The following is a 26,318-nucleotide window of genomic DNA, read 5'->3' on the forward strand; positions in this document are numbered from 1 at the left end:
ACGAGGGAGTCCCCGATGAGCGTCGACAACATGCCGAAGCCCGAGAGCCAAGCCCCGCCATCGGGGCTGAAGAAGGTGGTCGGCGCCTCGATGGCGGGCACCGTGGTCGAGTGGTACGAGTTCTTTCTGTACGGCACGGCGGCCACGCTGGTCTTCAGCAAGGTCTTCTTTCCCGGCGGCGGCAACGAGCTGGATGCGATCATCGCGGCTTTCATCACCTACGCCGTCGGATTCGCCGCCCGGCCACTCGGCGGAATCGTCTTCGGATATTTTGGAGACAAGTTCGGCCGGAAGCAGTTGTTGCAGTTCAGCTTGCTGCTGGTCGGTGCCGCGACCTTCCTGATGGGCTGCCTACCGACCTACGGTCAGATCGGCTACTGGGCGCCGGCACTGCTGGTCACGCTGCGCTTCATCCAAGGATTTGCTGTCGGCGGTGAATGGGGTGGGGCGGTACTCCTTGTCGCCGAGCACAGCCCGAATCGATCTCGCGGGTTCTGGTCGTCCTGGCCTCAGGCAGGCGTGCCGATGGGCAACCTGGTCGCGACGGTTGTGCTGTTGATCCTGACGTCGACGCTCTCGGACGAATCCTTCATGAGTTGGGGCTGGCGCGTTGCTTTCTGGCTCTCCGCGGTGATCGTTCTGGTCGGGTACTACGTTCGGACCAAGGTCACCGATGCTCCCATTTTCATTGCGGCGCAGAAGGAAGCAGAACTGGTCAAGGCAACCTCGTACAGTGTTTTCGAGGTGGTCAAGCGCTACCCACGTGGAGTGTTGACCGCTATGGGCCTGCGTTTCGCCGAGAACGTCATGTACTACCTCGTGGTGACCTTCTCGATTACCTACCTCAAGGTGGTGGTCCATGCGGACACGGCGCACATTCTCTGGTGGATGCTGATGGCACACGCCGTGCACTTCGCGGTGATCCCGTTGGTAGGCAAGCTGTCCGACACGATCGGTCGACGCCCGGTGTACATGATCGGCGCCGTCACCGCCGGAACGTGGGGATTCTTCGCCTTTCCGATGATGAACAGCGGGCACAATGCAGTCATCTTGTCGGCAATCATCATCGGGCTTGTGTTCCACGCGTTCATGTACGCCGGCCAACCCGCGATCATGGCCGAGATGTTCCCGACCCGGATGCGCTATTCCGGTGTCTCCCTGGGATATCAGGTCACGTCGATCGTGGCAGGTTCACTGGCTCCGATCATCGCGACCGGACTGCTGAGCAAGTTCGACTCATCGGTCCCCATCGCGATCTATCTCCTGCTGGCATCCCTGGTCACCATCGTCGCAGTCGTTTTCGCGCGGGAGACCAAGGGAATCTCGCTCGAGTCCGTCGATGCTGCCGACGCACGAGTGCTCGCCGACGAGCGGGCCGGTGTTTCCGCATGACGCTCTCCGGCAAAACGGCACTGGTCACCGGTGGTGCCAGCGGTATCGGCGAGGCGTGTGCTCGACTCCTTGCCGCCCGCGGCGCCCACGTCACCGTCGCTGATCTCGACGATGTCGCCGCGAAGACGCTGGCCGACGAGATCGACGGCACTGCGTGGGCCGTCGATCTCCTCGACACCGACCAACTCGTGGATCTGGCGCTCGAGACGGACATCCTTGTCAACAACGCCGGCATTCAACGGGTCAGTCCCATCGAGGATTTCGATGTCGAGGACTTCCGGAAGATTCAGCGTCTCATGGTCGAAGCGCCGTTCCTCCTTGCCAGAGCGGCCCTGCCGTACATGTATCACAAAGGATTTGGGCGCATCGTGAACATTTCCTCGGTCCACGGGCTCCGCGCTTCGGCATTCAAGAGTGCGTACGTCACGGCAAAGCACGGACTCGAAGGGTTGTCGAAAGTTGTTGCGCTTGAGGGCGCCCCACACGGCGTCACCAGCAACTGCGTCAATCCGGGCTACGTCTTGACGCCCCTCGTGCAGTCCCAGATTGCAGACCAGGCAAAGGTTCACGGCATCAGTGAATCCGAGGTTGTCGAGAAGGTGATGCTTACCGAGAGCGCAATCAAACGGATGGTCGAGCCGGCAGAAGTGGCATCGCTGGTGGGCTGGCTGGCATCGACCGAGGCGTCGATGGTGACGGGGGCGTCGTACACCATCGACGGTGGGTGGAGCGCCAGTTAAACCACTCAGGTTCGGGACCGCCGCGAACACCGGTGTCGAGTGCGTCGATTGCGGAGAGTTCTTCGGCGGTGAGTTCGAAGTCGAACACATCGAAGTTCGCCGCGATGCGCGAGGGTGTCACCGACGTGGGGATCACTTGGCGGCTCTGCTGGAGGTGCCAGCGCAGCATCACCTGTGCAGGCGTCTCGGCGTGAGCGGACGCGATGGCGCCGATGGTGGCGTCCCCGAGGGTCGAGCCGTGGGAGCCGTCGCGGTAGAACGTGATTCCGCCGATCGGTGACCATGCCTGAGACAGGATTCCGTGATCGGCGTCGGCCTCGAGCAAAGTCAACTGCCTGAAGTACGGATGGACCTCGATCTGGTTGACCGCCGGCACCACGGACGTTGCGTCCAGGAGTCGGGTGAGGTGATCCGGCATGAAGTCACTGACTCCGATGGCGCAGACCTTTCCGTCGGCCAGAAGCCTTTCCAGCGCCTTGTACGCGTCGATCGTGCGCTCGAACTCGCTCGTCAACGCCTGGTGGAGGCTGAGGAGGTCGAGTTGTTCGACACCGAGTTTGCCAGCGCTCTTGTCGAAGGCGTGGAGAGTCTCGTCGTACCCGTAGTCGGTGATCCAAACTTTCGTTTCGACGAAGACCTCGCCGCGATCGAGGCCGGATCGCCTCACCGACGCCCTTCTCGTTGCCGTAGGCCGCAGCCGTGTCGATATGGCGATACCCCGTCGACAGTGCGGACCCGATGGCGGCGACTGGTTCGTCCGGCGGCGTCTGGTAGACGCCGAAGCCCAACGCCGGAATGTCGAGACCGGTGTTCAGTGTCAGACTCGGAATGCTCATGTCGTCCACGGTAGTGGCGGCACTGGTTGGGCGGGAGTGACTGTCCAGCCGGGTAACGGCAGTACCCCTTCAGGCCTGGCATTTTGCACTTGTGGCTCGTCAATGAGTGAGCACTATCTTCAAGCCGACTATGAGGGTGGCGACGGCGGCGAGGCCGAACGCTGCCAGATGGGTGTTCGTACTGACTTTCTCGCCGTGAAGTCGGCTGATCACGTAACTGGTGGACCCGATCCGCAGGATCAAGACGATTTCCGCGATCAACTGCGCCGTCCGTGGTTCCAGGAAGTTGAACCACGCCGTCGCGAGAATGACGACAGGAACAACCGCAGAGGTGAGGATCGGGACGGAATCGCGAAGCGAGTCGATTCTCTCCGCGGTCGTCAGTCGGCGATCGTTGCGAATACTCTCGCCGACGCCCTCGGCGAAGGTGTGGGCGATGTATGTCGACAATGCCGTGCCGACCACAATCGCGGCGCCAAGCGATTCCTGAGATTTCGTCACCGGTATGAGTGCGGCGAGGACAAGAATGTTGCCGTATATATACGCGGTGGTCCTCGCCGCGACACGTTCTTGTCCCAGCGGCGCACCGTGAGAGGTGATCGGCCGGTTCAGCAGGGTTCGCAGGTCCCACTCCATGTTCAGAGCATGGCAGATCAGACCCTGGGGCTGTAGTGCATCGGGTTATCTCGCTGCTCGAGCGGGGGGAGGTTGCGCGCCGGTGTGTGGACCAGTGGTGCGTCGGCGGGGATTCGGCCGTTCGCTCGGTCCCATCCCGCGCGAGCACGTGGCTGATACCGGTATCGCCACGGCACCAGGCGGAAGATAGCGTTGACGCTTCGGCCGACAGTGGTGTGAATTCTCTGATCTCGGCTACTCCACGGGTAACCGAGAAGGTCGCGAACAGGTTGGTCGTACATGCCCACCGTCAGCCACACGAATCCGCGTGCGAGGGGAATCCGCGCGAGTCGCCACAACGGATCGGGAAGCCAGGTCATGTACGGGGGCTTTCCGAGGCCGGACAGGTCGAGGACGTCGCGGGTTGCCTTGTTGTCTTCGAGTACGTTGCGGCACATGTGGTCCCAGTACTCCTGAAATGCTTCCCAGGTCTCGGGAACCGGGCGCATGCTCATCCCGTACAGGCGATACCACTGAATGTGTTCGGTGAAGAGCTGTCGTTTCTGAGCCTCGGTCAAGCCGCCGGAGAAGTTCTCGGCCGTGACGATGGTGCCCATGAAAAACGTTGCATGCGCCCAGTAGAAGGTGTCGGGATCGAGGGCGTGGTATCGGCGCCCCAACTTGTCGATGCCCTTGATTCGCGTGTGATATCCGCGGACTTCTTCGGCTGTCTGCTGCGCGCGATCGCCGTCGAAGACCACGCCTGCAATGGGATACAGCGAGCGGTACAGCCGTTCCCAGCGCTCGTCGAAGAACTGCGAGTGCTGCTCGACGCCGGCGCCGAGCCCTGGATGCATGTTCTGCATCGAACCGGCCCAGACACCTTGCAACATCCCGCGCCAGTCGCCGAAATACTTCCAGGTCAGGGAATCCGGACCGAGGGGAACCGGGGTGCTGCTGTCATCAAGTTGACTACGCATGTTGTCAGATTAGGATCGACAACAGCGGTAGTCAAGGATCGAGTACCGGTTGCATCGAAGAACAAAGTATCGGCGAAGTGGGGAAGTTGTGAGCATCGAAGAGCGCAGGGCCACTCGGAAGGCGACGTTGTTCGACGTCGGAGTGACACTGCTCGGTGCGGTCGACGGTCCGGCCGTCAACGTGCGTGCGGTCTGCAAGGCCGCCGGTCTGACCGAGCGGTATTTCTACGAGAGCTTCACCGATCGCGATCAGTACGTCGTCGCGGTCCACACATTCGTTGCCGAGCGCGCGCAGTCGGCGCTTGCCACGGCAGTGGAGTCGGAGACGACATCCGAGGCCGTCGCCACGGCTGCGGTCGACGCTTTCGTCAAGCTCATGGTCGACGATCCGGCGATGGGGCGAGTACTCCTGATCGCTCCGCTCTCGGAACCCGTCTTGAGTGGACGCGGTATCGAATCGATGCCGGCGTTCGTGGATCTGGTGTACGACCAGTTGTCCGAGATCGCTGATCCGGTGGACAAGCAATTGGTGGCCGTCGGACTGGTCGGGGCGTTGTTCACGCTGTTCATCGGTTACCTGGACGGCACGATCGTCGTGGACCGCGAGCGATTTGTCCGCCACTGCGTCAGGCTTTTGATCAACGCTAATCAGGCGTGAACGGCTGGCAGGCCGGGCAGAAGAAGATATTTCGCTCGGTGAGCTGATCCGGTCCGAGGGTGTCTTCTCTGATGCGGGTTCCGCATCGGCGGCACGGTTTTCCGCGTCTGCCGTATACCCATGTCTGCCTACCTGGACGAGTGTCGCCGGTGGTGACCCTGATGCGACGCGACTTGTTGACGTTGATTGTGCGGAACGACAAGTCCACTATCGCGTCGAGATTTCCGGCGAGGTGAGTCGGCGTTTTCGGGTGAATGCCTCGTAGGAAGCAGATCTCGTTGCGGTACACGTTGCCCAGTCCGGCCATCACTCGCTGATCCAGGAGCGCGATTCCGATCGGCTCGGAGTCGGCAGCGCGAAGATTCTCGACGGCCAAGGAACTGTCCCAGTCGGGGCCGAGCAGGTCCGGTCCGAGATGCCCGACGGCCTCCTGTTCCTGCCCGAGTTCGAGGATCTCGGTAATTCCCAGTGAAAAGCCCACTGCTACAGAGTCTTCGGTGGCCAAGATGATGCGTGCTTGATGGGCGGGTCTGCGCCAGCGCTCGCCGGGGCGATAAATCTGCCACTGACCTTCCATTTTCAGGTGCGTGTGAATGGACGCCTCGCCCACTCGGATCAGGAGATGTTTTCCGCGACTGGCGACGGAATCCACGCGATGGCCCGACAGATCAACGGTGGCATAACGAGGAACGCGGACGTCGCAGGTGGTGAGTAACTTCTCGGCTAGGGCCGCTCGCAGTTCGTTGGCGGCCCGCCACACGGTATCGCCCTCAGGCATTGTCGTCGCTCCAGCACTTCACGATCGCAACCATCATGACCTCAATCCTCATGACCTCAAGCGGAATCCGCGAGGGGTGGCTGCGAAGCCGGCTTCGACCAGGACCGGAGCGAAATCGTGGCCGTGGATGGTCTCTCCGTCGACCTTCTCCACTACCAACTTGTCGATAGCGCGAGAAGTCACCTTCTGTGCAAGCGACAGTGCTGCCATGCGCAACGTTCCGCCGTCGTCGGTGAAGGTCAGGATCGTGCGACCGCCGCGCTCGACGAACAGAACCAACTCACCCTCCACCAGAACTACCAATGCGCCGGCTTTTCGTCCGGGCCTGTGCCCAGGGGATTCCTCGCCCCCCGACGCGGGCCACGGCAGCGCCGCGCCGTACGGGTTTGCCGGATCGCACGCCGCGAGAGTGACTGCAGCCGAAGAGGTGTGGCGTCCCTCGATGGAATCACCGAACGTGCGCAAGCGGTCCACCACGGGAGGGGTCGAGAACTGGGCGCCACCCAAGGTGTCCACGAAGTATCCGCGTCGAGCGCGACCGTTGTCCTCGAACGTGCTCAGTACCTTGTAGATCAACGCGAAGCCGCCCGGCACGTTCTCGCTCATCACCGAACCGCGGGTGACCACGCCGTACCGTTCGAGCAACAGATCGGCCGTGGCGTGCGCCCGGATGGTCGGATCCGGTTCGATGCCTGGCAGTTGGAACCACCGACCGGAGGCGGTTGCCGGTCCGGTGCGAGCGGGCGTGGAAGCGTGGGCCATTCCGCGGTACGGACGGGCACGAGGAACCCGGCGAGGTGATCGGTGACTGGTTGTTGTTCTGGTGGTGTCGGAGAGAAGTGCGCGAAGCGGTGCGACGGTGTCGTTTCCGATGTGTCCGAGCCACACCAACTCCCACAGTGCTGTCGTCACCGCACTGTCGACCGTGTCCGCAGCCGACTCCGTAGTTCTCAACGCGTCGACCAACTGGCGGAAGAAGTAGGCACCGCCGCCGGACAGCAGGTCGAGGATGCGCTTCTGCAACTCCGAGACGTCGGTGTCGGCAGGTGAATTGAGCGTGATCGGTGCCAGGTCGGCGGGATGCAGCACTACCCACCCGTCTTTGCCGGAGATTGCTCCGGATCCGGACCACAGGACTTCACCGGTCGACGTGAGTTCGTCCAACATCGCGGGAGAGTAGTCGGCGACGCGACTCGGCAGGATCAACGATTCGAGAGCCGACGCCGGAATCGGAACTCCGGCAAGTTGATCGACCACCGTTGCAACGCCGTCGATTCCGCGCAGCGTGCCGCCTACGTGCTGCCAGCTGGGAAGGAATCGTCCGAGCGTTGCGGTACTGACCGGCTCGACCTCTTGGCGTGCAGCGGCGAGCGAGCGGCGGCGTAGGCGGCGCAGGACCTCGGCGTCGCACCATTCGCTTCCGGTTGACGCCGGACGGAATTCTCCTTCGAGGACTCGCTTTTCGAGTGCGAGTCGACCGAGAACGTCACGTGCGACGGAAACGCCGATACCGAACCGGCCGGCCGCGTCGGCGAGGGTGAAGGGGCCGTGGGTGCGGGCGTATCGGCTCAAGAGATCGTCGAGAGGTTGATCGACCGGCTCGATGAACGCGGCGGGAACGCCGATGGGTAGGGGAACGCCGAGTCCGTCGCGAAGGCGCGCGGCGTCTTCGACGACGGTCCACCAGTTCTCGCCCGCATACGCGACGTGGAGAGCACGTTTGTCCGCGACCAACTTCTCGAGCCACGAGACCGGATCTTCGAGACAGCGTTCGGTGACTTCTTCGGTGGTCAACGGGCCGAGCATGCGCAGGAGGTCTGCAACACCCTCGAGATCCTTGGCCTTGCGGTCGGGCGCAAGCCGTTGCAGCTCACTTTCGGCCTGTTCGATCACTCCGGCGTCGAGTAGCTCGCGCAATTCGACGCGCCCTAGCAGTTCGGCCAACAGAGTGGAGTCCAACGACAGTGCGGCAGCGCGTCGCTCGGCGAGGGGACTGTCGCCCTCGTACATGAATGCGCCCACATAGTTGAACAGGAGCGCACTCGCGAACGGAGACGGCGAGGCCGTCTCCACCTCGACGATTCGGATCTGCCGTTTCTCGATCTTGCCGAACAGTTCCTTCAGCGCAGGCAGGTCGTAGACGTCCTGCAAACACTCCCGCACCGTCTCGAGCAGGATCGGGAATGTCGGGAACTTGCGGGCGACATCCAGTAGTTGTGCTGACCGCTGACGCTGCTGCCACAGCGGTGCACGTTTGCCGGGATTGCGGCGGGGGAGAAGTAGTGCGCGGGCGGCACATTCGCGGAATCGGGAAGCGAACAGCGCGGAGCCGCCCACCTCCTGGGTGACCAGATCTTCGATGTCTTCGACGTCGAAGGTGAACAGTTCGGCACCGGGAGGTTCGTTCTCGGTGTCGGGGAGCCGGATGATGATGCCGTCGTCGGAGGCCGTCGGGCTGGAATCGACGCCGTATCGTTCCTGGAGGCGTGCGCCGATCGCGAGGGCCCACGGCGCGTGAACCCGTTGGCCGTACGGGGAATGAAGCACCAGACGCCAGTCGCCGAGTTCGTCGCGGAAACGCTCGACCACCAGAGTGCGATCCGACGGCACCTGCCCGGTGGCATTCTTCTGCTCACCGACGAGTTGAATCAGGTTGGTTGTGGCGTTGTGATCGAGCCCACCGATTCGGCAACGCTCGACGACGTCGGCTTCGTTACCCAGTGCCGTCTCGCGGACGAACTGTCCCAACGCCTGCCCGAGTTCGGCGGGGCGGCCGAGTCCGTCGCCGTGCCAGAAGGGCAAACGGCCTGGCATGCCGTAGGCGGGGCTGACCAGAACTCGATCGAAGGTGATCTCCTCGATCCGCCAACTGGTGGCGCCCAAAGCGAAGACGTCGCCGACGCGGGATTCGTAGACCATTTCTTCGTCGAGTTCGCCGACGCGTGATGCTTTCTCTCCGACCATGTAGACCGTGAAGAGGCCGCGGTCGGGGATGGCGCCGCCGGAAGTGACGGCCAAACGCTGCGAACCCGGGCGCCCCGTCAGCGTGTTGGACTCGCGATCCCAGACCAGGCGCGGACGTAATTCGGCGAACTCGTCCGAGGGGTACCGTCCGGCGAGCAGATCGAGAGTTGACTCGTACGCCGAACGGGGAAGCGTTGCAAAGGAACCGCTTCGGCGCACGGTCTCGAACCAGTCGTCGACGTCGATCGGCTCGAGTGCGGTGGCCGCTACCGTTTGCTGGGCGAGGATGTCGAGGGGATTGGCTGGAACGGCCATCGCCTCGATCTTGCCTTCGACCATGCGCTCGACCGTCACCGCGCAATGAATCAGGTCGGTGCGATGTTTGGGGAAGACGACGCCTCGCGATATCTCACCGACCTGGTGGCCGGCGCGCCCGACACGCTGCAGGCCGCTGGCAACCGAAGGCGGTGCCTCGACCTGGATGACCAAGTCGACGGCACCCATGTCGATTCCGAGTTCGAGACTGCTGGTGGCGACGACGCATCGTAATCGACCCGATTTGAGGTCGTCTTCGATGAGGGCGCGCTGGTCTTTGCTGACCGATCCGTGGTGGGCGCGAGCAAGGAGAGGTTCCGCGCCGTAGTTGACCTCGGTGGGAGCCCCGATCTGTGCGGGCGGTCGTGGCAACTTGTCGACGACGAGGCCGGCGCGCTCGGCATGAATTTCGTTGAGTCTGGCCGTCAATCGTTCGGCGAGGCGGCGAGAGTTGGCGAACACGATGGATGATCGGTGATCGAGAACGAGGTCGACGATCTGTTCCTCGACGTGGGGCCAGATCGAACCGGCTTGCGGGGTGGGGGATTCGGAACCGTCGGCCGGCGTCGCGATACCCAATTCGGTCATGTCCTCGACGGGAACACGGACAGTGAGGTCGAATGTCTTTGCGGCAGGCGGCGCCACGATCCGGATGGGTGCCGAACCGGCGAGGAACCGCCCGACTTCCTCGTGCGGTCGAACCGTGGCCGACAATCCGATGCGCTGCGCCGGACGCTCGAGCAAGCCGTCCAGACGTTCGAGGGAGAGCGCAAGGTGTGAACCCCGCTTGGTACCCGCCACCGCGTGAACCTCGTCGACGATCACGGTGTCGACGCCCACCAGTGTTTCCCGGGCAGCGGAGGTGAGCATCAGGAACAGCGACTCCGGCGTCGTGATCAGGATGTCCGGAGGCCGCTTGATCAACGAGCGCCGATCGGCCTGGGAAGTGTCACCGGAACGGACACCGACGGTGATCTCGGGCGGAGTGAGGCCCAGACGCTTCGCAGTCTGTGTGATGCCGACCAGCGGTGCGCGAAGGTTTCGTTCGACGTCCACACCCAGCGCCTTGAGCGGCGAAATGTAGAGGACTTTGGTGGTGCGTTCGCCTTCGTCCTTGGCCGCAAGCTGATCGAGTGCCCAGAGAAAAGCGGACAATGTCTTGCCGGATCCGGTGGGTGCGACGACAAGTGTGTGAGAGCCGCTCGCGATGGATTCCCAGGCACCGAGCTGTGCAGCGGTGGGAGCGCTGAAGGCACCGCCGAACCACTCGCGTGTTGCGGGCGAGAATCTGCCGAGGACGTTGGTCACGACCACCATATTGCCCCTTCCCACCGACAGCGTGTTCGTGCCCGGAGCCGAAGTGCAGAGCATACTATTTGCCCTGTTACAGCGATTCTCTTGTTCTGGAGAAGGCGAGTGCCTGATGGAAGCAGTCAAGATTGTCCTCGAGCTGGTGGTAGTGCTCGGGGCGATTGTCATGGGTACCAGATCGAGCGGTGTCGCTCTCGGCCTGTGGGGCGGCGCAGGTGTTGCCGTCCTCGTGTTCGTCTTCGGAGAAGACGTCGGCAGTCCGCCGGTCGACGCTCTCCTCATCGTCCTGTCCGTCGTCCTGGCGTCGTCGATGATGCAGGCGGCAGGTGGTATCGACTGGATGGTCACCATCGCAGCCAAATTGATCGAATCCCGACCGAAACAGATCACGCTGATCGCGCCGTTGGTGTCGTTCCTGTTCTCGGCCGGTGCCGGTACGTCCAACATCCTCTACCCGCTGCTTCCCGTCATCTACGACGTCTCGTACAAGAACGGGGTGCGGCCGTCACGGCCGCTGTCGCTGTCAGTCGTCTCCACCGGCGTGGCGTTGGCGTGTAGCCCGGTGTCAGCGGCGATGGCGGCCATGGTCACGCTGACCGACGTCGCGCCCTACGATTTCGAACTCATCGACATCATCAAGATCACCTTCCCGGCGGCCGTGGTCGGCATCGTCCTCTCGTCCATCGCGGTCAACCGCCTCGGCAAGGATCTCGACGACGACCCGGAGATACAGGCGAAGTTGAAGTCGGGAGAGTTGGCCGGACCGGGTGCAGCATCCAAGACCGAACTCGTCTCGACGAAGACCGGACGAAACGCGGCACTGATCTTCCTGGCCGGCGTTCTGGCTATCGTGATCTTCGGTCTGTTCAAGGGAATTCGCCCCGAAGCCGCCGACGGCACTCCGATGGGGATGACACCGATCATCGAAATGCTGATGTTCGTCGTGGGTACGTTGATCCTGCTGGTGTGCCGCCCGAATGTCGCCGACGTGCCGTCCTCGACCGTGTTCCGTGCCGGTATGGTCTCGGCCATCGCGTTGTTCGGTCTGGCATGGCTGACTGACACGTTCATCAGCGCCCATTCCGAGCTGATCACGAGCACCGTCGGTGACTGGGTCAACGCCGCGCCGTGGATCTTCGCGCTCGGTGTGTTCCTGGTCTGTGTACTGACGACCAGTCAGTCGACTGCGACCAGGACCATTGTGCCGATCGGTCTCGCGGCCGGGATTGCACCCGGCCTGGTGAGCGGCATGTGGGCCGGAGCGTTTGCCGGCGTCTATCTGTTGCCGACAAACGGTTCGCAGATCGCGGCTGCGAACTTCGACCTCTCCGGCAGCACGAAGCTCGGCTCCAAGCTTGTCGACCACTCGTTCTTCCTGCCGACCATCATTTTGGCCGTGACGACGATTGCGGCCGGTGCGGTGTTCGGAGTGGTGCTCGGCTGAGTCAGCCGGAGTGATACCGCTGAGTCAGCTGTTGCGGTAGTGGCCCCAGCTCGCCTTGCACGCGCGGGCGAGCTGGTCCACCCGTTCGGTGTCGGGTGTAGGCCAGTCGACGCCGGGTTCCATGATGTGTGCGGCCAGTTCGTCTCCCAGTAGGAATTCTCGTTTGAATTCGGCCTGAACCGCGCTCAACGTGATCCCGGCTTCGGCAGCGCTGGCGCTCAATTCGGCGAATCTGGATCCGGCTTGGATGATTTCGAAACTGCCGAGGTACGGCTGATTGAGAGCGACGGCATCTGGATCGTCGACCTGAAATCCCTTGCGATGTGAGACCGCAAGTGTGCGAATGAGATCCGGATCCATCGTCACGGGATTGTCGCCGCGTCGATTGCCGTCGTGGTCGCCACGATTGGAGAGCGCGACAACGTCGGGGAGTCGATCTGCTTCCGGCCGTTCGACATTGACGGCGCCGTCCCGCCGGGTGGTGTGGTTCATCGTGTCGTGGAACGACAACGTCACGAACGATCGGCCGAGTTCGAGGCTCTTCTCCACCATGGCTTCGATCAGTGCGTCGCGAGTTCTCTCGTAGACGCCCAAACCGTGTTCGGCTGTCTCGGTGAAGGTCTCGGCGAGGTTCTTCCAATCCGCGTCGTCGGTCGGCTCGAGCAGCAGGGGGTAGAACGAGAAGGTGACAGGGCGAACTGCGTCGACGCCGGTGAGGTCAGCCTTGTTGCCGGCACCGGCCTTGTGGACGCGGGCGAAGGCTTCGCGCAGTGACGCTTCCAGATTTTCGGGCTTCGCACGGTTGGGATCGCGAATCATTCGGGGGTGCGGGTTCTCCACGTACACGATGCGCGAATCGATTTCGGCCCAGCGGCGCGCGATGGGACTGGTGGACATGTCGGTGAAGTCGAATTGCAACCGCTGTGTGAACTCGGGTGAGAGAAAGCGTGAGAGTTCTGCTGGAATCGCGGAACCCGAGTGCGGGCAACTGACAAGAAGGTCGGCTTCGGCGATGGCGTCGTCGAGACTGCGGGAGTCACGATCGGCATAGAACGTCAGGTCCTCTGGCGTGAACACGGTTCCGGCCGGGATGAGTACTGGTTCTCCACTGGTCATGAGCCCCAGCGTAATCGAGTGCAACCGTGCATACTCAGTATCCGCTGAGTCGTTCCACGAGAGCAGTTTTGATCTCCGGTCGACCAGCCGCGACCAGAGTGAAGGTGGCTTCACGCATGAGCCGCTCGGGGGTGTTGCTGCCGACCAGGGCGCGACTTCCGGTGGCGGTGACGAGCGCGGCCGACGCTCGTATCGCAAGTTCCGATGCGCGGGCGCGTGCAGCCGACATCTCGCCGCCGTCGCGCAGTGCTGCATCGAGATCCGCGCGTGCCCGGGCGGCTTGTTCCTCGAACGCACCGGCGTCGACGCCAAGATCCGCGAGTTCGGTGACAGCGCGGCGGGTGATGCCCATCGCCATCGCGCCGTTGAGCCACAGTCCGGGTAGTTGGGTGCTCTGGAATTGTTCATCGCTGACGACAGAACAGACGTCGGTATCGGGAATTTCGAAAGCGTCGAACACGATTCGGACGGTGTTGCTCCCGCGCGCAGCAATCAGGGGAAGCTCCTCGATCGTCAGCCCCGGCGCTTCGCCCACCGGTACAACGGAATGAACGATGGAATTGTCGAACTCGTCCCGCGCCGACACCACGAGAACATCGACGATGCCCCAACCGGTGACGAAGGGTGCGATTCCGTCGAGGACGTAGCCGTCGTTCACCCGCTTCGCCCACAGGAGCGGTGGCCGGGGGATAGCGCCGGCATACGCAACGCCACCGCGAATCGTGCCGGAAACGAGCCCGTCCCAGTATTGTTCGCGCAGAGACATATTGGAACTCGAAGCCAAGGCTCCGACGACGCCGTGATGCTGCATCCAGGTGAAGGTCGTCGCCAGGCAACCGCCGCACAAGGTTTCGAGGACGTCGACCAGTTCTTCGCTGCTGGGTCCGCCCTCACCGAGGGCGGCGATGCCGTAGAAGCCGTCGGCGGCGAGCGCGTCGAAATGGCTGCTGGGAATTTCTCCGTCGGCGTCGACGCTGTCGGCGACGGGAAACAGAACGGTATCGGCGATCTCACGCGCAAGCTCCGGCCACTTGGTCACGCTGTCAGGGTAAGCCGTGAGCGGGGGTTGTGGTGTGGAACCGGAACCGAGCATCTAGAACGAGGGCGGCGAACTCACGATGAGGAATCTCGCCACCGCATCGGTGCGATTGAACCACCGATGCGGGATGGTCGAAGTGTAGAGGAGTGTGTCACCGACGTGAAGAACGTGATGCTCGTCCAGTCCCACCTCGACCTCGACAGATCCTTCGAGAACATGAATGAACTCTTCGCCGGCGTGCTCGGTGTGCTCACCTGCCTCCGAATAAGGTGCTGCCGTAATCTCGTTGGGTTCCATGGTGCGTGAACCGGTGGAGCAGAAGCGGATCACCGAATCGTGTGCCAGTTCGAATGTTCGTCCCTCGCCGGCGCGGACGAGGCTGGACGGAGTTCGCTCGCCCTGTGCCAAGAGTGCGTGCGCAGTGGTGCCGAGCGATTGCGCGAGGCGATGAAGGTTCATGACACTGGGTACTGCGTGGCCGTTCTCGGTCTGGCTCAAGAAGGGCTGCGACAAGCCCGACTTCACGGCAACCTCACGCAACGTCAAACCGGCTTCTTTTCGCGCCGTCCGCACGGCAGCCCCGATTGCGGTCGCTATCGCTCTCTGGTCGTCGTCCATGTGCCGAAGATAGCAGTGCTCTGGTGAAAGTTTTGATTACACAGACGAAACAAATTCGACCACGGTAAGAAATTATCGACGTGCTGAATAGTCCCGTACACGAAACACTTCCAGCTTCGGACGGAGATCGGCGCATGGCCATCCATCCAGTCGACCAGCGGCTTCCCATTGCCCGCCAGTCTGCTTTTGCTCTTCAGCACGTCCTCATCATGTACACCGGATGCATCACGGTTCCGCTGGTTTTCGGTGCGGCAGTAGGACTGGATCGCAGCACGGTAGCGATGCTGATCAGCGCGGACTTACTCGTTGCAGGCATCATCACGATCATCCAGAGCCTGGGCGTCGGGAAAGTCGCCGGTGTGCGCCTGCCGATCGTCTGCGGGGCGACGTTTGCCGGGCTGACGCCGATGATTCTGATCGCCAAGGAGTACGGCCTGCAGGCCGTGTACGGGTCCATGCTGGTCGGTGGTGTTGTCGGCATAGCTTTGGCTGTACCGTTCGCCAAGATCGTCCGATACTTTCCGCCCCTGGTCACCGGCGTCGTCCTCACAGTTATCGGCATCTCGTTGATCGGAGTCGCAGGAGGCTTGATCGTCGGTAACGACCCCACCTCCCCGTCGTTCGCCGACCCGAAGAACCTGGCGCTGGCTGCGGCAGTCGTCGTAGTCGCGGTGGCGTTCATCTGCCTCGGCCGAGGGATGTGGACGCAGCTCGGTGTGCTGATGGCGTTGGTGATCGGCACCGTGATCGCCATCCCGATGGGCCTGATCGATCTGAGTGGCGTCGGCGGCTCGGCGTGGGCGGGCTTCCCGATGCCGTTCCACTTCGGCGCACCGGAGTTTCCCGTCACCGCCGTGGTGGCGATGAGTATCGTCATGGCAGTCGTCTTCGCAGAATCGACGGCCAGCATGCTGGCGGTCAGCGAGATCACCGGAAAGCCTTTGAAAAAAGCAGATCTGGCACGAGGGTTGGTGGCCGACGGTATGTCGGGAGTTCTGGGCGGAATCTTCAACGCCTTTGTCGACACTGTTTTCTCGCAGAATGTCGGAGCCGTTGCCACTACCCGGGTGTACAGCCGGTACGTGACCGCTACCAGCGGTGCCATTCTGATCGTCCTCGGCCTCATCCCGCGAATGGGTGAAGTGGTTGCAGCCCTTCCCGATCCGGTGGTCGGCGGCGTTGGAATCATCTTGTTCTCGACTGTCGCCGTGGTCGGAATCAATACGTTGCGCAAGGTCGATCTCAGTGACCCGATCAACACCACGATCGCTGCTGTATCCGTCGGAATCGGTATTCTGCCGGAATTTGCGGAGGGGATGTTCGAGCGATTCCCCTCCTCGGCCCAGATTCTTCTCGGTAGCGGCATCACCTTGGCTGCGGCCTCGGCCTTTTCACTCAATCTGCTGTTCAATCACACCCGACTCGGTGAACTCGCGAGGCGATCGCGCGAGAGCCTTCACCCCACTGCCGAAACTGAACCCGCTACCAACTCTGCAGGAGACGCCGGTGTCGCAGTCCCAGTCTGATCCATTCGAAGTGCCCGTCATCGACATCTCGCCTTACGTACTCGGCGGTGCCGACCAGGACAAGGCGCGAGTGGCTGCCGAAGTCGACCATGCTTGTCGGACTGTAGGTTTCGTGCAGATTCGGGGCCACGGTGTTCCGGCCGCCGTTTCTTCCGGCCTCGCCGATGCCATGGACGACTTCTTCGGACTGCCGCTGGAGACCAAATCGGGCTACCGAATCGCGGGCGCGAATCGTGGGTACAGTCCGCCCAAGAGTGAGTCGCTGAGCTTGAGTCTCGGCGTCGAATCCGCGACCAGGATGAACGACTTTTTCGAGGCGTTCAACATAGGAACCGAAGCCCGATCGTTCACCGAACTCGAACTGTCGGAGGAAGATTACGGAATCAACCTGTGGCCGGCAGTGCATGGATTCGCGGAGCGAGTGGAGAACTACTACGCCCATGGCGAGCGGGTGGCGCGGACACTCACCACCATTTTCGACGACGCACTGGGCCTGACCCCGGGATTCTTCGAGTCGATCACCGACCATTCCATCGACGTATTGCGGATGAACAATTACGCATTGCCGGAAGGGGCGGTGACGTTGGACGGCGAGTTGAAGGGGATGGGGGAACATACCGATTTCGGGCTGGTCACCGTGTTGTGGGCGGATCAGGTCGAAGGTTTGCAAGTGCTCGGGAGCGACCGACGCTGGCACGACGTCTGGCCGGAAGACGATGCGCTGTTGGTCAACCTCGGGGATCTCACCGCCCGACTGACCAACGATCGGTGGATGTCCACTCTGCACCGGGTCGCGCCGCCAGTGGTGAATGGCACTATCAAGCGTCGGCGGTCCGCGGCCTTCTTTCACGACGGAAACGTCGATGCGGTGATTGCGACTCTGCCGAGTTTTCATGACGACTCCGGCGTGGAGTACGAACCCATTACCGTTCGCGATCACATCAAGGCCAAATTGGCCGGGTCGAGGCAGGGAAAGTCCAACGCCGCCGCAGGTCGTGAGGCGGCTCGGGTGCTCTCGGCGGCCGAGTTCGAGGTGAAGCAGTGAGTGCACGGAACATCGTCCTGATCCACGGCGCCTGGGCAGGTGGTTGGGTCTGGGATCGGGTGCGTGGCCCTCTGAAGGTGGCCGGCTTCAATCCCGTTGTGGTAGAGCTTCCCGGCTCGGGAAGTTGGAACCCCGATGACGTGATCGATCTCGATGTAGTTGCCGAACATGTTGTGGCAGTTGTCGAGTCCTTGGACGGGCCGGCCATCCTGGTCGGTCACTCCGGCGGCGGGATCGTGGCCTCACAGGTGGCTGAGTGGATGCCTTCGCAGGTAACGGGTCTTGTATATGTCGCGGGAATGATGCTGCCGTCGCAGATGGATTTCGGGATGCTGTGTGCAGAACTCGGTCTGGAAAGTCCGATCGGGATCTCGCGTTGGTTGGTCCCCGTCGACGACGGGGATGCGACGGTGGTTCCGCCCGAAGCCGGTGCCGCTGTGTTCTTCCACGAAGCGCCGGTGGCTGATGCGATCTTCGCCGCGCGCATGCTCGTTCCACAACTGGAGTCAGCCCGCCTGATGGCAGCGGACTGGACCGAGGAGCGATTCGGAACCGTGCCGAGGCTCTATGTCGAATGCACCCTGGATCGAACTGTGCCGATCGAGGCTCAACGTGCCATGCAGAGACTTGTCCCCGGTGCCCAGGTGGTCAGCCTGGGCACCGACCATGCACCGCAGTTGTCGGCGCTCCCTGAGTTGATCGACGCGATCACCGACTTCGCCCAGCCGGTGTTCAGCCGAACTCGACCCCTTGAGCCAGCGGAAGCTGGTCCGAGTAGTTGACGGTATTGGTGGCTCGGCGCATGTAGGCCTTCCAAGAATCCGAACCCGATTCGCGTCCGCCGCCAGTCTCCTTCTCCCCGCCGAAAGCGCCGCCGATCTCCGCACCGGACGTTCCGATGTTCACGTTCGCGATGCCGCAATCGGAACCGTCGGCGGCGAGAAAACGCTCGGCTTCACGCTGATCGAGCGTGAAGATCGAGGACGAAAGTCCTTGAGGCACATCGTTGTGCAGCGCAATGGCGTCGTCGAAATCGGTGTAGGTCAAGACGTAGAGGATGGGTGCAAAAGTCTCCGCCCGTACCACCTCGGTCTGTGCAGGCATACGAACGAGGGCAGGTGTCACGTAGAACCCGGATTCGCCGACGCGGTCGCCGCCGCACACTACGGTGCCGCCGTCGGCGCACGCGGCCGAGAGGGACTTCTGCATCGCCTCGAACGCAGCTTCGTTGATCAGCGGCCCGACCAGAACACCGGAATCGAAGGGACTGCCGACCTCGAGCTGTGCGTACGCGGCCGCAACGCGCTCGACGACGTGATCGGCGATCGACTCGTGAACGATGAGCCGACGAAGTGAGGTGCAGCGCTGCCCTGCAGTTCCAGCGGCGGAGAACACGATTCCGCGTACGGCAAGCTCGAGATCTGCCGACGGTGTGACGACTGCGGCGTTGTTGCCACCCAACTCGAGGAGGCTTCGCCCGAAGCGTTCGGCGACCCGCGGAGCCACGGCGCGGCCCATTCGCACGGAACCGGTGGCGCTGACCAGGGCCACAAGTGGGTTGTCCACCAAGGCCTCACCGACATCACGTCCGCCGATGATCAACTGGTGCACGTCGATCGGAGCATCACAGTCGGCGAGGGCGCGTCGGAGGAGGGCGTCACAAGCCAGTGCAGTCAGCGGCGTAGTTTCCGAAGGCTTCCAGACGACGGCGTCGCCGCACACGAGAGCGATGGCGGTATTCCACGACCACACCGCGACGGGAAAGTTGAATGCGGAGATGACCCCGACAACGCCGAGAGGGTGCCACGTTTCCGTCAACCGGTGTCCGGGACGCTCGGACGGCATGGTGCGTCCGTAGAGCTGCCGGGAGAGACCGACGGCGAACTCGCAGATGTCGATCATCTCCTGTACCTCACCGAGAGCCTCCGAGGTGACCTTGCCTGCTTCGAGGGTCACGATCTCCGCGAGGTCCTCCTTGTGCTCGGTCAGTAGGCTGCCCAGCCGGCGCACGACCGCTCCGCGCGCCGGAGCGGGGACGGTGCGCCAGGTGAGGAACGCTCGATGAGCCGCTTCGACGGCGCCGTCGACTTCTCGGCCGGAGTGTTGCCGGACCGTACGCAGCTGTGTACCGGTGATCGGAGTATGTGCGCTCAGATCGCCGGCGGGCCACTCGACACCGCAGGCAGCGAGGGCACTCTCGGCGCGATCGGCGAGGCTCGAAGAATCAGGCAGGTTCACTGGGAGTCCTCTGTGGTTGTAGGCGGGAGTGGTTGTGGGCGGGAGAAAGCACGGCACGTGATGCCTCTTGTTGTGCGCGGTACAGCTCGAACGGATCTTCGATGGTGCGGTCGATGGCGCCTTCCAATCGATCCTGCCCGTATTCGACGCCGGGCGCATCGGAAACGAATCCGGTCACGGAATCGAGATTGGACGCGAAGATCCCGGCCGCGGACGCCGGTAGAAAGTCCTCGTAGACGATCGGGTCGCGGACGACGACAGTTCCTTCGCTTCTGTACGTGAAGTATGCCAACCCCGCGTCGTCGAGTCCGTCCTCGGTGTGCGGAAATTCGCTGCCCCAGTCGTCGTCCTCGGGCCTGGCGATCAGTCGGTCGTATATCGCCCTCCCGCTGCGGGTCAACGCGATTCCGCGTGCCTCGACCTCGCCGAATCTGACGCGGACAGGTTCTGTGGTGACCGATCCGTCCGGCCGGCGAAAACGTCTGTCTTCGGCCAGTGCCCGAAACGACGTCTGCCGCAGAAGCAGTGGCGGCCCATTCCATCTGGGCGGGCCTTGGATACGGTCGATCATGGCGATTCCGCGCTCGGTCATTCGGCGGTACAACTCGTCGATGTCGAGTACCCGTGGGGTGAGGTGGTTGACATGTGTCGAGCCCTGGCCGGCGATGTCTGCGGCGACAGGTGAGATCGCGGCAAGTTCGCGATACCAACCGGCGTCGATGGGTTCGGTGCCGAGCCGAAACGCCGAGGTTGCCGCTTCGACGAAGTGTGTCGCCTCGGGCTCCGGGAGGCCGCACTCGCGGTTTGCTTGCCCGGCCCATTGCAGAAGTGCGGGAGAGAACAGGGTTCGGCGACGCAGGAACCCGGTGATCCGACGCTCGAGGTCGGTGTCGAAGAACCTGGAATCGGAGCCGGTCAGTACCGAGGTGAAAACACGGAACGGGTTCCGGGCGAGTTCGGCAGGCTCGGTGGGGCGAAAAGCCGTCGAGACAACGGGAATGGGGGAGTCGGTGAGCCGGAGGTCGTAGTAGCCGACCGGAAACATACCGAATCCGCCGAAGACGGTGGTTACGTCACGTAGTTCGTCGAGAGTCCCCAGTCGGATGGCGCCGTGGCGCTCGGCGCTGACTCTCGCCAGGCTGCCCAGGCGCTCCGCGGAATCCGGATGTTCGGCAGCAAAGTCACGGTTCACCTGCAGCGTTACATCTACCAAGGTGTTGTAAGCGGGGACCTCGTCGCCATACATCTTGGCGAGGGCCGCTGCGAACCGTGCACGTAGCTCCCAGGTTTCAACCATACGAATGTCCGATTGCGTTAGCCTGCGCAGGTGCGAGAAACAGAAACCAGTGACGTTGCCGGTGTTCCGGTCGACGAAACCGATCGACTTTTGATGCGTGAATTGGTCTTGGACGGCCGTGCCACTCTCGCGAGTCTTGCTGAGAAGGCTGGACTCTCGATCTCCGCAGTCCAGTCGAGAGTGCGTCGATTGGAGTCTCGCAAGGTGATCCGTGGCTACTCGGCGAAGATCGATCCTGAGGCACTCGGTCACAATCTGTCCGCATTTGTCGCCATCACTCCTCTCGATCCTTCGCAGCCCGACGATGCGCCTGCTCGCTTGCGTCACCTGCCGGCGGTCGTCTCGTGTCACTCGGTGGCCGGGAGTGAAAGCTACGTCCTCCTGGTCCGGGTGGCGTCACCTCGGGCGTTGGAGCGATTGCTGCAGGAGATCCGTACAGCAGCCAACGTCAACACACGAAGCACCATCATCCTACAAACTTTTTACGACGAATGACGCATGTTCAATAACTTTTACGGTGTTCTATCGACACTCTCGTAAAATTGACATAACCTTCGCGTATGAGTACTGCGATGCGAGACTTCGGTGACAGTGCGCTCTTTCCGGTCTACGAGGTGTTGAAGGCCAGCATCCTCGTCGACGGATTCGATCTGATTCTCGACGTCGAAGGGTCGCGCGGTTCCTATCTCCGTGACTTGCGAGACGGGACCGAGTATCTGGACATGTTCGGTTTCTTCGGCTCTTCGGCCCTGGGTATGAATCACCCTGCGATCACAGGCGACGAGGAGTTCCAACAGGAGTTGGCCGTCGTGGCCTCCAACAAGCCGAGTAACTCCGACATCTACACCGAACCTATGGCGCGCTTCGTTGCGGCTTTCGCTCGGGTACTGGGGGATTCGGGACTCCCGCACTTGTTCTTCGTCGACGGCGGAGCCCTGGCGGTGGAAAATGCACTCAAGGTTGCCTTCGATTGGAAGAGTCGGTGGAACGAAAGCCGTGGGTTGTCAGCAGATCTGGGGACCAAGGTCCTGCACCTGACCGAGGCTTTTCACGGCCGCAGTGGCTACACGATGTCGCTCACCAACACCGAGCCGGGCAAGGTCGCGCGATTCCCCAAGTTCGACTGGCCACGTATCGACTCGCCGTACCTGGCAGACGGCCGCGATGTCGAAGCTGCGGAGAGACAAGCTCTCGATCAAGCGCGCCGAGCTTTTGCCGACAACCGCGACGATATTGCCTGTTTCATCGCCGAACCGATCCAGGGCGAGGGCGGCGACCATCATCTCAGGCCGGAATTTCTGCGGGCGATGCAGGAGTTGTGCCATGAAAACGACGCCCTCTTCATTCTCGACGAAGTACAGACCGGTTGCGGAATCACCGGAACTGCCTGGGCCTACCAACAATTGGGACTGAGTCCGGATGTGGTGGCGTTCGGCAAGAAAACGCAGGTGTGCGGAATCATGGCCGGTGGGCGCGTGGATGAAGTGCACGACAACGTGTTTCACGTCAGTTCCCGGATCAATTCGACGTGGGGTGGCAACCTCACCGACATGGTGCGTGCCCGGCGGATACTCGAAGTCATCGAACAGGACCGACTGATCGACCGCGCGCGATTCACGGGTGCACATCTCCTTGCCCGGTTGACCGAAGTCTGCGGGCGGTACGCGGCGGCAACCGAGCCGCGCGGTCGTGGCCTCATGTGCGCGATCACCCTGGAAGACAGTGACCTTCGCGATCGCGTCGTACAGCGATTACGAGAAGACGAGCACGTGATGATACTGCCAACCGGGAAGAAAGGAATCAGATTCCGGCCCGCCCTGACGGTGACCACCATTGAGCTGGACGACGCGGTCGACGCGGTCGAGCGCGTGCTCGCACACGAGACTTAGGGCCTCTGCAGCTCGCCCCACACTCGATCCGGTGTCATCGGTGTGGAGTACATACGGACTCCACACGCGTTGGCAATCGCGTTTGCCAACGCCGGTGCTACAGGATTGAAGGGGGCCTCGCTCATCGATTTTGCGCCGAAAGGCCCGAGTTTGTCGTACGTGTCGGCAAACAGTACTTCGGTGATCGGCAGATCCCCGATCTGGGGAACGTGATAATTGCGCAGCTGCGGATTGATCACCCGACCTTCTTCGATGACTATCTCCTCCGACAGCGCAGCGCCGAGTGCTTGTCCCACACCGCCTTCCACTTGCCCTCGGAGTTGGGCCGGGTTGATGGCGGTGCCGGCATCGGCGGCCTGAACCGACTGCAGGATCTTCACCCGGCCGGTATCCGTGTCGACGGCAATGCGAAAACCGTGAACATTGAACGAGACCGAGCGCGGTGTTCCGTCGTGGCGACCGTCAGCGGCGAGCGGGCCACCTTCGAGTAGCGTCGCGAAATCGAGGCAACCGTGGGATGTTTCGACACCGTCCGGCGAAAGATCGCGGACCTGCGCTCCGTGCCCGCTTGCCCGTACAGCGCGGGTCAGTATCCGCTCACGGAGGCGTTCGCAGGCGATCAGGAGAGCCTTTCCGGCAACAACCGTTCCCGTCGACCCGAACGCTCCGGTGTCGTATCCACCGGAGTCGGTGTCGGATTGAACAATCTTGATGCGATCCACTGTCGTCCGCAATTCCGTGGCAGCGATCTGTTGATGGACCGTCGTGGTTCCGTTGCCGAACTCGGCAGTCCCGATGTTCACGACGTACCGACCGTCGGCCTCGAGTGTGACGGAGGTGTCGGAGAAGTGACCGCGCGGCGGAATCGTCGCGATCATCGCAATTGCCATGCCCCGTCCGATCTGCCAACGCGGCCCCGCCGGTGCAGTCTCTCCGCGTCCGCTCGACAGTGCCCTGTCGACGAGGTCGATGCACTGGTCCAGTCCGTAGCTGCCGAATTCGAGATCACCGTCTTCGACGTGCCAGTCGACAAAATCGTCTCCTGGAACGACGACATTTCGCCGCCGAAACTCGAAGGGGTCCATGCCGAGACGCTCCGCGAGCTGATCAATGGCCGACTCGACAGCGAAGATGATCTGACCGAGACCGTAACCACGGAAGGCTCCGGACGGAACGTTGTTCGTGTAAACCGCCTCGGCGTCGACGCGTTTGGTCGCAGCCCGATAGACCGCCATCGATTCGGCGCAACCGTGGAACATGACTCCGATCGAATGGTTCCCGTACGCCCCGGCGTCGGAAAGGACGTCGATGGCGAGCGCAGTGAGAGTGCCGTCGGCATCGGCGCCGGCACGTACCGATACTCGCATCGGGTGCCGCGACGGTGCGATGGTGAACTGATCGCTTCGGCTGAACTCGTAAGCAACGGGCCTACCGGTTCGCAGGACGGCCAGTGCGACCAGATCTTCGGTGAGTAGTTCCTGCTTCCCGCCGAAACCTCCGCCCACCCGCTTGGCGAACACGCGGATGCGGCCGCGGTCGAGGTCGAAGATGTGGGCCAACTCGTCGCGAACCAGAAACGGCACCTGCGTGCTACTTCTGATGACGAGGCGGTCATCCTCCTCGATCCATCCCACTGCGCCGTGGGTTTCCAATGCCACGTGCTGGACCCGTGCGGTTTGCCAGGTGCCCTCGACGACGGCAGTCGCATCCTGCAGCGCGCGATCCAGGTCACCGACACCATCGTGAAGTGCTGCAACCACATTGCGGGAGGCCGCGGCGATCCGGGAACTCTCCTTTTTGTCACCGTGCAGGAGCGGAGCGCCGGGGGAGCGCGCACGGTCGGGTTCGAAAACCGCGTCGACGACCTCGTAATCCACCTCGATCAGGGCGAGGGCGCGCCAAGCCTGCTCAGGGGTTTCGGCGATGACCGCGGCGACGCGTTGGCCGCGGAAACGGAGAGTGCGATCGAACACCCGTGTGTCGTCGGGGTCGTCGTTGCGGTCCTCGTGCCGAGCAGTCGAGAACAACACGTCCGGACTGTCATGGAATGTGAGTACCGTGACGACGCCTGGCGCCGCTTCGGCTGCTGCCGTCTCTATCCGGGTGATGTGCGCGTGTGCGTGCGGACTCCCGAGCACCGCGGTGTGGAGCAGGCCGTTCGGCATCTCGCCCGGGGCGAAATCCATCGTGAACTGCTCGGTACCCGTGACGATTCGAGCGGAAGCCGGTGCTGCGATCGAACGGCCTTGGGCTGAGCCCAACGCGGCAGTCTCGGTGTTGGCAGTACCAGCCAGGGCGTCACGAATCGATCTGTATCCAGTGCAGCGGCACAGGTTACCTTTCATCGAGCAGGCGAGATCGGTCTTCTGCTCCGGAGACAGTGCCGATGCCGTGACCACCATTCCCGCTGTGCAGAAACCACATTGGAAGCCGCCCGCATCCACGAAGGCCTGTTGAGTGGGATGCAGGCTCTCCGGTGTACCGAGTCCGGCAGCGGTGACAATCTCGCGGCCGTCGACGCGATGGGCTGGAAAGATACACGAGTGGGTCGGGTGCCCGTCCACGAGCACCGAACACGCCCCACAGTCCCCGGCGTCGCACCCCTTCTTGACGGAGTTCGTTCCATGCTCGCGGAGGAAGGTTCTCAGGCACTGCCCAGGGCGGGGTTGGTCGTCGCGGGGAACTCCGTCCACCGAGTACTTCATTCCAGCTCACCTCGGATTTCTTCGGCGAGGAGCGCAGCCATCGCCTGCCGCCATGGCGCAGTTCCGTGAACATCGGTGAAGTAGGCGTCTTCCGGAATCCTGGTGCGCAACGCATTCGCGAGTGCAGCGGTGTCGGGGAGCTTGTCGAATTTCAGAGCGTACGGACGGCGGGTGGCAGCGGTGACCGCTAGGGTGAAACCGTCGGCGCCGCACCGGCCGGCCACGGCGACAGCGGAGCGCCCGAGCGACGTCTGCGCCAGTTTCCGCATCGCGGTGCGTGCGGTCAGTGCGTGTGCGGGAATCCGGATACTGCGGATGATCTCGCCGGGACCGAGAACGTTGCGAGAATCGTCGATGACGAATTCGACTACGGGGAACGAGTATTCGGTTCCATCCGGGCGCCAGATCGTCAATTCGGCATCGAGGGCAGTGCACAGTGTCGTCATGGCACCGGCCGGGAAGGACAGTGCGATGTTGCCGCCGACTGTCGCGTATCGCAGGACTTTCCACGATGCGAGCAATGCATCGGCGCACTGCCGGAAGAGCGGTGCGGCGGTCCACGACGCGGGCAGTTCGGCGCGGCACAGTTCCTCGATGGTGCAGGTGGCCGCGATTTCGATCCCGTGATCGCTGACCTCGACTGCCCTCCAGTCGAGGCCGGACAAGTCGACGAGCGTGGTCAGGTGTGGCTGCGGTTCCGAATACAGCCAGGTGCCGCCGCCGATGAACCCGATGCCGGGTGACGCACAGGGGAGTTCGGCGCGGGTCCGCGGCACCAGAACTTCGTCGACGCTGTGCAGGTCCATCGCGAC

Annotated in this window: 20 protein-coding genes and 1 pseudogene; 9 read left to right on the forward strand and 12 right to left on the reverse strand. The window is 62.6% G+C overall.

The window, feature by feature from the left end; genetic code table 11:
• Positions 1-15 precede the first annotated feature (15 nt).
• Together ACSW29_RS11610 and ACSW29_RS11615 are read left to right on the forward strand one after the other, a co-directional pair.
• Positions 16-1,392 (forward strand): MFS transporter, encoded by a 1,377-nt coding sequence (locus tag ACSW29_RS11610; RefSeq protein WP_003940819.1) that lies wholly within the window; start codon positions 16-18, stop codon positions 1,390-1,392.
• Entirely contained in the window at positions 1,389-2,132 is a 744-nt protein-coding gene (locus ACSW29_RS11615) for a 3-hydroxybutyrate dehydrogenase (RefSeq protein ID WP_448277273.1), read from the forward strand. The genes ACSW29_RS11610 and ACSW29_RS11615 overlap by 4 nt, the downstream gene beginning before the upstream one ends.
• On the opposite strand, the pseudogene ACSW29_RS11620 reads toward ACSW29_RS11615, so the two are convergent.
• The 3 genes and pseudogenes from ACSW29_RS11620 to ACSW29_RS11630 form a co-directional block, all read right to left on the reverse strand.
• A pseudogene (locus ACSW29_RS11620) lies at positions 2,014-2,968 on the reverse strand (aldo/keto reductase). The gene ACSW29_RS11615 and the pseudogene ACSW29_RS11620 overlap by 119 nt on opposite strands.
• A gap of 99 nt (positions 2,969-3,067) precedes the next feature.
• Positions 3,068-3,604, reverse strand: coding sequence for a hypothetical protein (locus ACSW29_RS11625; RefSeq protein WP_003940745.1), 537 nt, complete (start codon positions 3,602-3,604; stop codon positions 3,068-3,070).
• 17 nt (positions 3,605-3,621) lie between these two features.
• Positions 3,622-4,563, reverse strand: coding sequence for an oxygenase MpaB family protein (locus ACSW29_RS11630; RefSeq protein WP_317825377.1), 942 nt, complete (start codon positions 4,561-4,563; stop codon positions 3,622-3,624).
• Positions 4,564-4,651: 88 nt separating this feature from the next.
• Here ACSW29_RS11630 and ACSW29_RS11635 point away from each other — a divergent pair, with 88 nt between their 5' ends.
• Positions 4,652-5,221 carry a TetR/AcrR family transcriptional regulator gene (locus tag ACSW29_RS11635; protein WP_230812462.1) on the forward strand — a complete coding sequence of 190 codons (570 nt, stop codon included), beginning with the start codon at positions 4,652-4,654 and terminating at the stop codon, positions 5,219-5,221.
• Here ACSW29_RS11635 and ACSW29_RS11640 read toward each other — a convergent pair.
• Both ACSW29_RS11640 and ACSW29_RS11645 read right to left on the reverse strand, forming a co-directional pair.
• Positions 5,208-5,999, reverse strand: a complete 792-nt coding sequence (locus ACSW29_RS11640; protein ID WP_317825378.1) for a DNA-formamidopyrimidine glycosylase family protein — start codon at positions 5,997-5,999, stop codon at positions 5,208-5,210. The genes ACSW29_RS11635 and ACSW29_RS11640 overlap by 14 nt on opposite strands.
• A gap of 48 nt (positions 6,000-6,047) precedes the next feature.
• On the reverse strand, positions 6,048-10,595 hold the full coding sequence (locus ACSW29_RS11645; protein WP_448277274.1) for an ATP-dependent helicase: 4,548 nt from the start codon (positions 10,593-10,595) through the stop codon (positions 6,048-6,050).
• A 106-nt stretch (positions 10,596-10,701) separates the two neighbouring features.
• Between ACSW29_RS11645 and ACSW29_RS11650 the strand changes: the two genes are divergently transcribed.
• Positions 10,702-12,033 (forward strand): anaerobic C4-dicarboxylate transporter family protein, encoded by a 1,332-nt coding sequence (locus ACSW29_RS11650; RefSeq protein WP_448277275.1) that lies wholly within the window; start codon positions 10,702-10,704, stop codon positions 12,031-12,033.
• A gap of 24 nt (positions 12,034-12,057) precedes the next feature.
• On the opposite strand, the gene ACSW29_RS11655 is transcribed toward ACSW29_RS11650, so the two are convergent.
• From ACSW29_RS11655 to ACSW29_RS11665, 3 genes are read right to left on the reverse strand one after another with little or no spacing between them, the layout of a single operon-like run.
• Positions 12,058-13,149 carry an N-formylglutamate amidohydrolase gene (locus ACSW29_RS11655; RefSeq protein WP_448277276.1) on the reverse strand — a complete coding sequence of 364 codons (1,092 nt, stop codon included), beginning with the start codon at positions 13,147-13,149 and terminating at the stop codon, positions 12,058-12,060.
• A gap of 34 nt (positions 13,150-13,183) precedes the next feature.
• Entirely contained in the window at positions 13,184-14,188 is a 1,005-nt protein-coding gene (locus ACSW29_RS11660) for an acyl-CoA dehydrogenase family protein (RefSeq protein ID WP_448277277.1), read from the reverse strand.
• A 54-nt stretch (positions 14,189-14,242) separates the two neighbouring features.
• On the reverse strand, positions 14,243-14,806 hold the full coding sequence (locus ACSW29_RS11665; protein ID WP_317825383.1) for a helix-turn-helix domain-containing protein: 564 nt from the start codon (positions 14,804-14,806) through the stop codon (positions 14,243-14,245).
• A 134-nt stretch (positions 14,807-14,940) separates the two neighbouring features.
• Between ACSW29_RS11665 and ACSW29_RS11670 the strand changes: the two genes are divergently transcribed.
• From ACSW29_RS11670 to ACSW29_RS11680, 3 genes are read left to right on the forward strand one after another with little or no spacing between them, the layout of a single operon-like run.
• Positions 14,941-16,332: a uracil-xanthine permease family protein gene (locus ACSW29_RS11670; protein WP_448277278.1), complete on the forward strand. Its 1,392-nt coding sequence runs from the start codon at positions 14,941-14,943 to the stop codon at positions 16,330-16,332.
• Positions 16,313-17,377, forward strand: coding sequence for an isopenicillin N synthase family dioxygenase (locus ACSW29_RS11675; RefSeq protein ID WP_448277279.1), 1,065 nt, complete (start codon positions 16,313-16,315; stop codon positions 17,375-17,377). Before ACSW29_RS11670 ends, ACSW29_RS11675 begins: the two co-directional genes overlap by 20 nt.
• Positions 17,374-18,159, forward strand: a complete 786-nt coding sequence (locus ACSW29_RS11680) for an alpha/beta fold hydrolase (protein ID WP_448277280.1) — start codon at positions 17,374-17,376, stop codon at positions 18,157-18,159. The genes ACSW29_RS11675 and ACSW29_RS11680 overlap by 4 nt, the downstream gene beginning before the upstream one ends.
• Here ACSW29_RS11680 and amaB read toward each other — a convergent pair.
• The gene (amaB, locus tag ACSW29_RS11685) at positions 18,110-19,615 is read right to left on the reverse strand and encodes an L-piperidine-6-carboxylate dehydrogenase (RefSeq protein WP_448277281.1); all 1,506 of its coding nucleotides are present in this window, start codon (positions 19,613-19,615) and stop codon (positions 18,110-18,112) included. The two genes, ACSW29_RS11680 and amaB, sit on opposite strands and share 50 nt — an antisense overlap.
• Positions 19,602-20,912: a 2-oxoadipate dioxygenase/decarboxylase gene (hglS, locus tag ACSW29_RS11690; RefSeq protein WP_448277282.1), complete on the reverse strand. Its 1,311-nt coding sequence runs from the start codon at positions 20,910-20,912 to the stop codon at positions 19,602-19,604. Before hglS ends, amaB begins: the two co-directional genes overlap by 14 nt.
• 30 nt (positions 20,913-20,942) lie before the next feature.
• Between hglS and ACSW29_RS11695 the strand changes: the two genes are divergently transcribed.
• Together ACSW29_RS11695 and lat are read left to right on the forward strand one after the other, a co-directional pair.
• Positions 20,943-21,407, forward strand: a complete 465-nt coding sequence (locus ACSW29_RS11695) for an Lrp/AsnC family transcriptional regulator (protein ID WP_003940830.1) — start codon at positions 20,943-20,945, stop codon at positions 21,405-21,407.
• A gap of 65 nt (positions 21,408-21,472) precedes the next feature.
• A complete protein-coding gene (gene lat, locus ACSW29_RS11700) occupies positions 21,473-22,801 on the forward strand; it encodes an L-lysine 6-transaminase (protein WP_448277283.1) in 1,329 nt (442 codons plus the stop codon).
• Here lat and ACSW29_RS11705 read toward each other — a convergent pair.
• Together ACSW29_RS11705 and ACSW29_RS11710 are read right to left on the reverse strand one after the other, a co-directional pair.
• Positions 22,798-25,506, reverse strand: coding sequence for a molybdopterin-dependent oxidoreductase (locus ACSW29_RS11705; RefSeq protein WP_448277284.1), 2,709 nt, complete (start codon positions 25,504-25,506; stop codon positions 22,798-22,800). The two genes, lat and ACSW29_RS11705, sit on opposite strands and share 4 nt — an antisense overlap.
• Positions 25,503-26,312 carry an FAD binding domain-containing protein gene (locus ACSW29_RS11710; protein WP_347872064.1) on the reverse strand — a complete coding sequence of 270 codons (810 nt, stop codon included), beginning with the start codon at positions 26,310-26,312 and terminating at the stop codon, positions 25,503-25,505. Before ACSW29_RS11710 ends, ACSW29_RS11705 begins: the two co-directional genes overlap by 4 nt.
• Between the last annotated feature and the right edge of the window lie 6 nt (positions 26,313-26,318).

Source organism: Rhodococcus sp. GB-02 (genome assembly GCF_053470465.1).

Bases quoted from the DNA above. Each gene is read 5' to 3' on its own strand.
- ACSW29_RS11610 (WP_003940819.1), top strand. From the start codon at position 16: ATGAGCGTCGACAACATGCCGAAGCCCGAGAGCCAAGCCCCGCCATCG.
- ACSW29_RS11615 (WP_448277273.1), top strand. From the start codon at position 1,389: ATGACGCTCTCCGGCAAAACGGCACTGGTCACCGGTGGTGCCAGCGGT.
- ACSW29_RS11625 (WP_003940745.1), bottom strand. From the start codon at position 3,604: ATGGAGTGGGACCTGCGAACCCTGCTGAACCGGCCGATCACCTCTCAC.
- ACSW29_RS11630 (WP_317825377.1), bottom strand. From the start codon at position 4,563: ATGCGTAGTCAACTTGATGACAGCAGCACCCCGGTTCCCCTCGGTCCG.
- ACSW29_RS11640 (WP_317825378.1), bottom strand. From the start codon at position 5,999: ATGCCTGAGGGCGATACCGTGTGGCGGGCCGCCAACGAACTGCGAGCG.
- ACSW29_RS11645 (WP_448277274.1), bottom strand. From the start codon at position 10,595: ATGGTGGTCGTGACCAACGTCCTCGGCAGATTCTCGCCCGCAACACGC.
- ACSW29_RS11650 (WP_448277275.1), top strand. From the start codon at position 10,702: ATGGAAGCAGTCAAGATTGTCCTCGAGCTGGTGGTAGTGCTCGGGGCG.
- ACSW29_RS11655 (WP_448277276.1), bottom strand. From the start codon at position 13,149: ATGACCAGTGGAGAACCAGTACTCATCCCGGCCGGAACCGTGTTCACG.
- ACSW29_RS11665 (WP_317825383.1), bottom strand. From the start codon at position 14,806: ATGGACGACGACCAGAGAGCGATAGCGACCGCAATCGGGGCTGCCGTG.
- ACSW29_RS11670 (WP_448277278.1), top strand. From the start codon at position 14,941: ATGGCCATCCATCCAGTCGACCAGCGGCTTCCCATTGCCCGCCAGTCT.
- hglS (WP_448277282.1), bottom strand. From the start codon at position 20,912: ATGGTTGAAACCTGGGAGCTACGTGCACGGTTCGCAGCGGCCCTCGCC.
- lat (WP_448277283.1), top strand. From the start codon at position 21,473: ATGAGTACTGCGATGCGAGACTTCGGTGACAGTGCGCTCTTTCCGGTC.
- ACSW29_RS11705 (WP_448277284.1), bottom strand. From the start codon at position 25,506: ATGAAGTACTCGGTGGACGGAGTTCCCCGCGACGACCAACCCCGCCCT.
- ACSW29_RS11710 (WP_347872064.1), bottom strand. From the start codon at position 26,312: ATGGACCTGCACAGCGTCGACGAAGTTCTGGTGCCGCGGACCCGCGCC.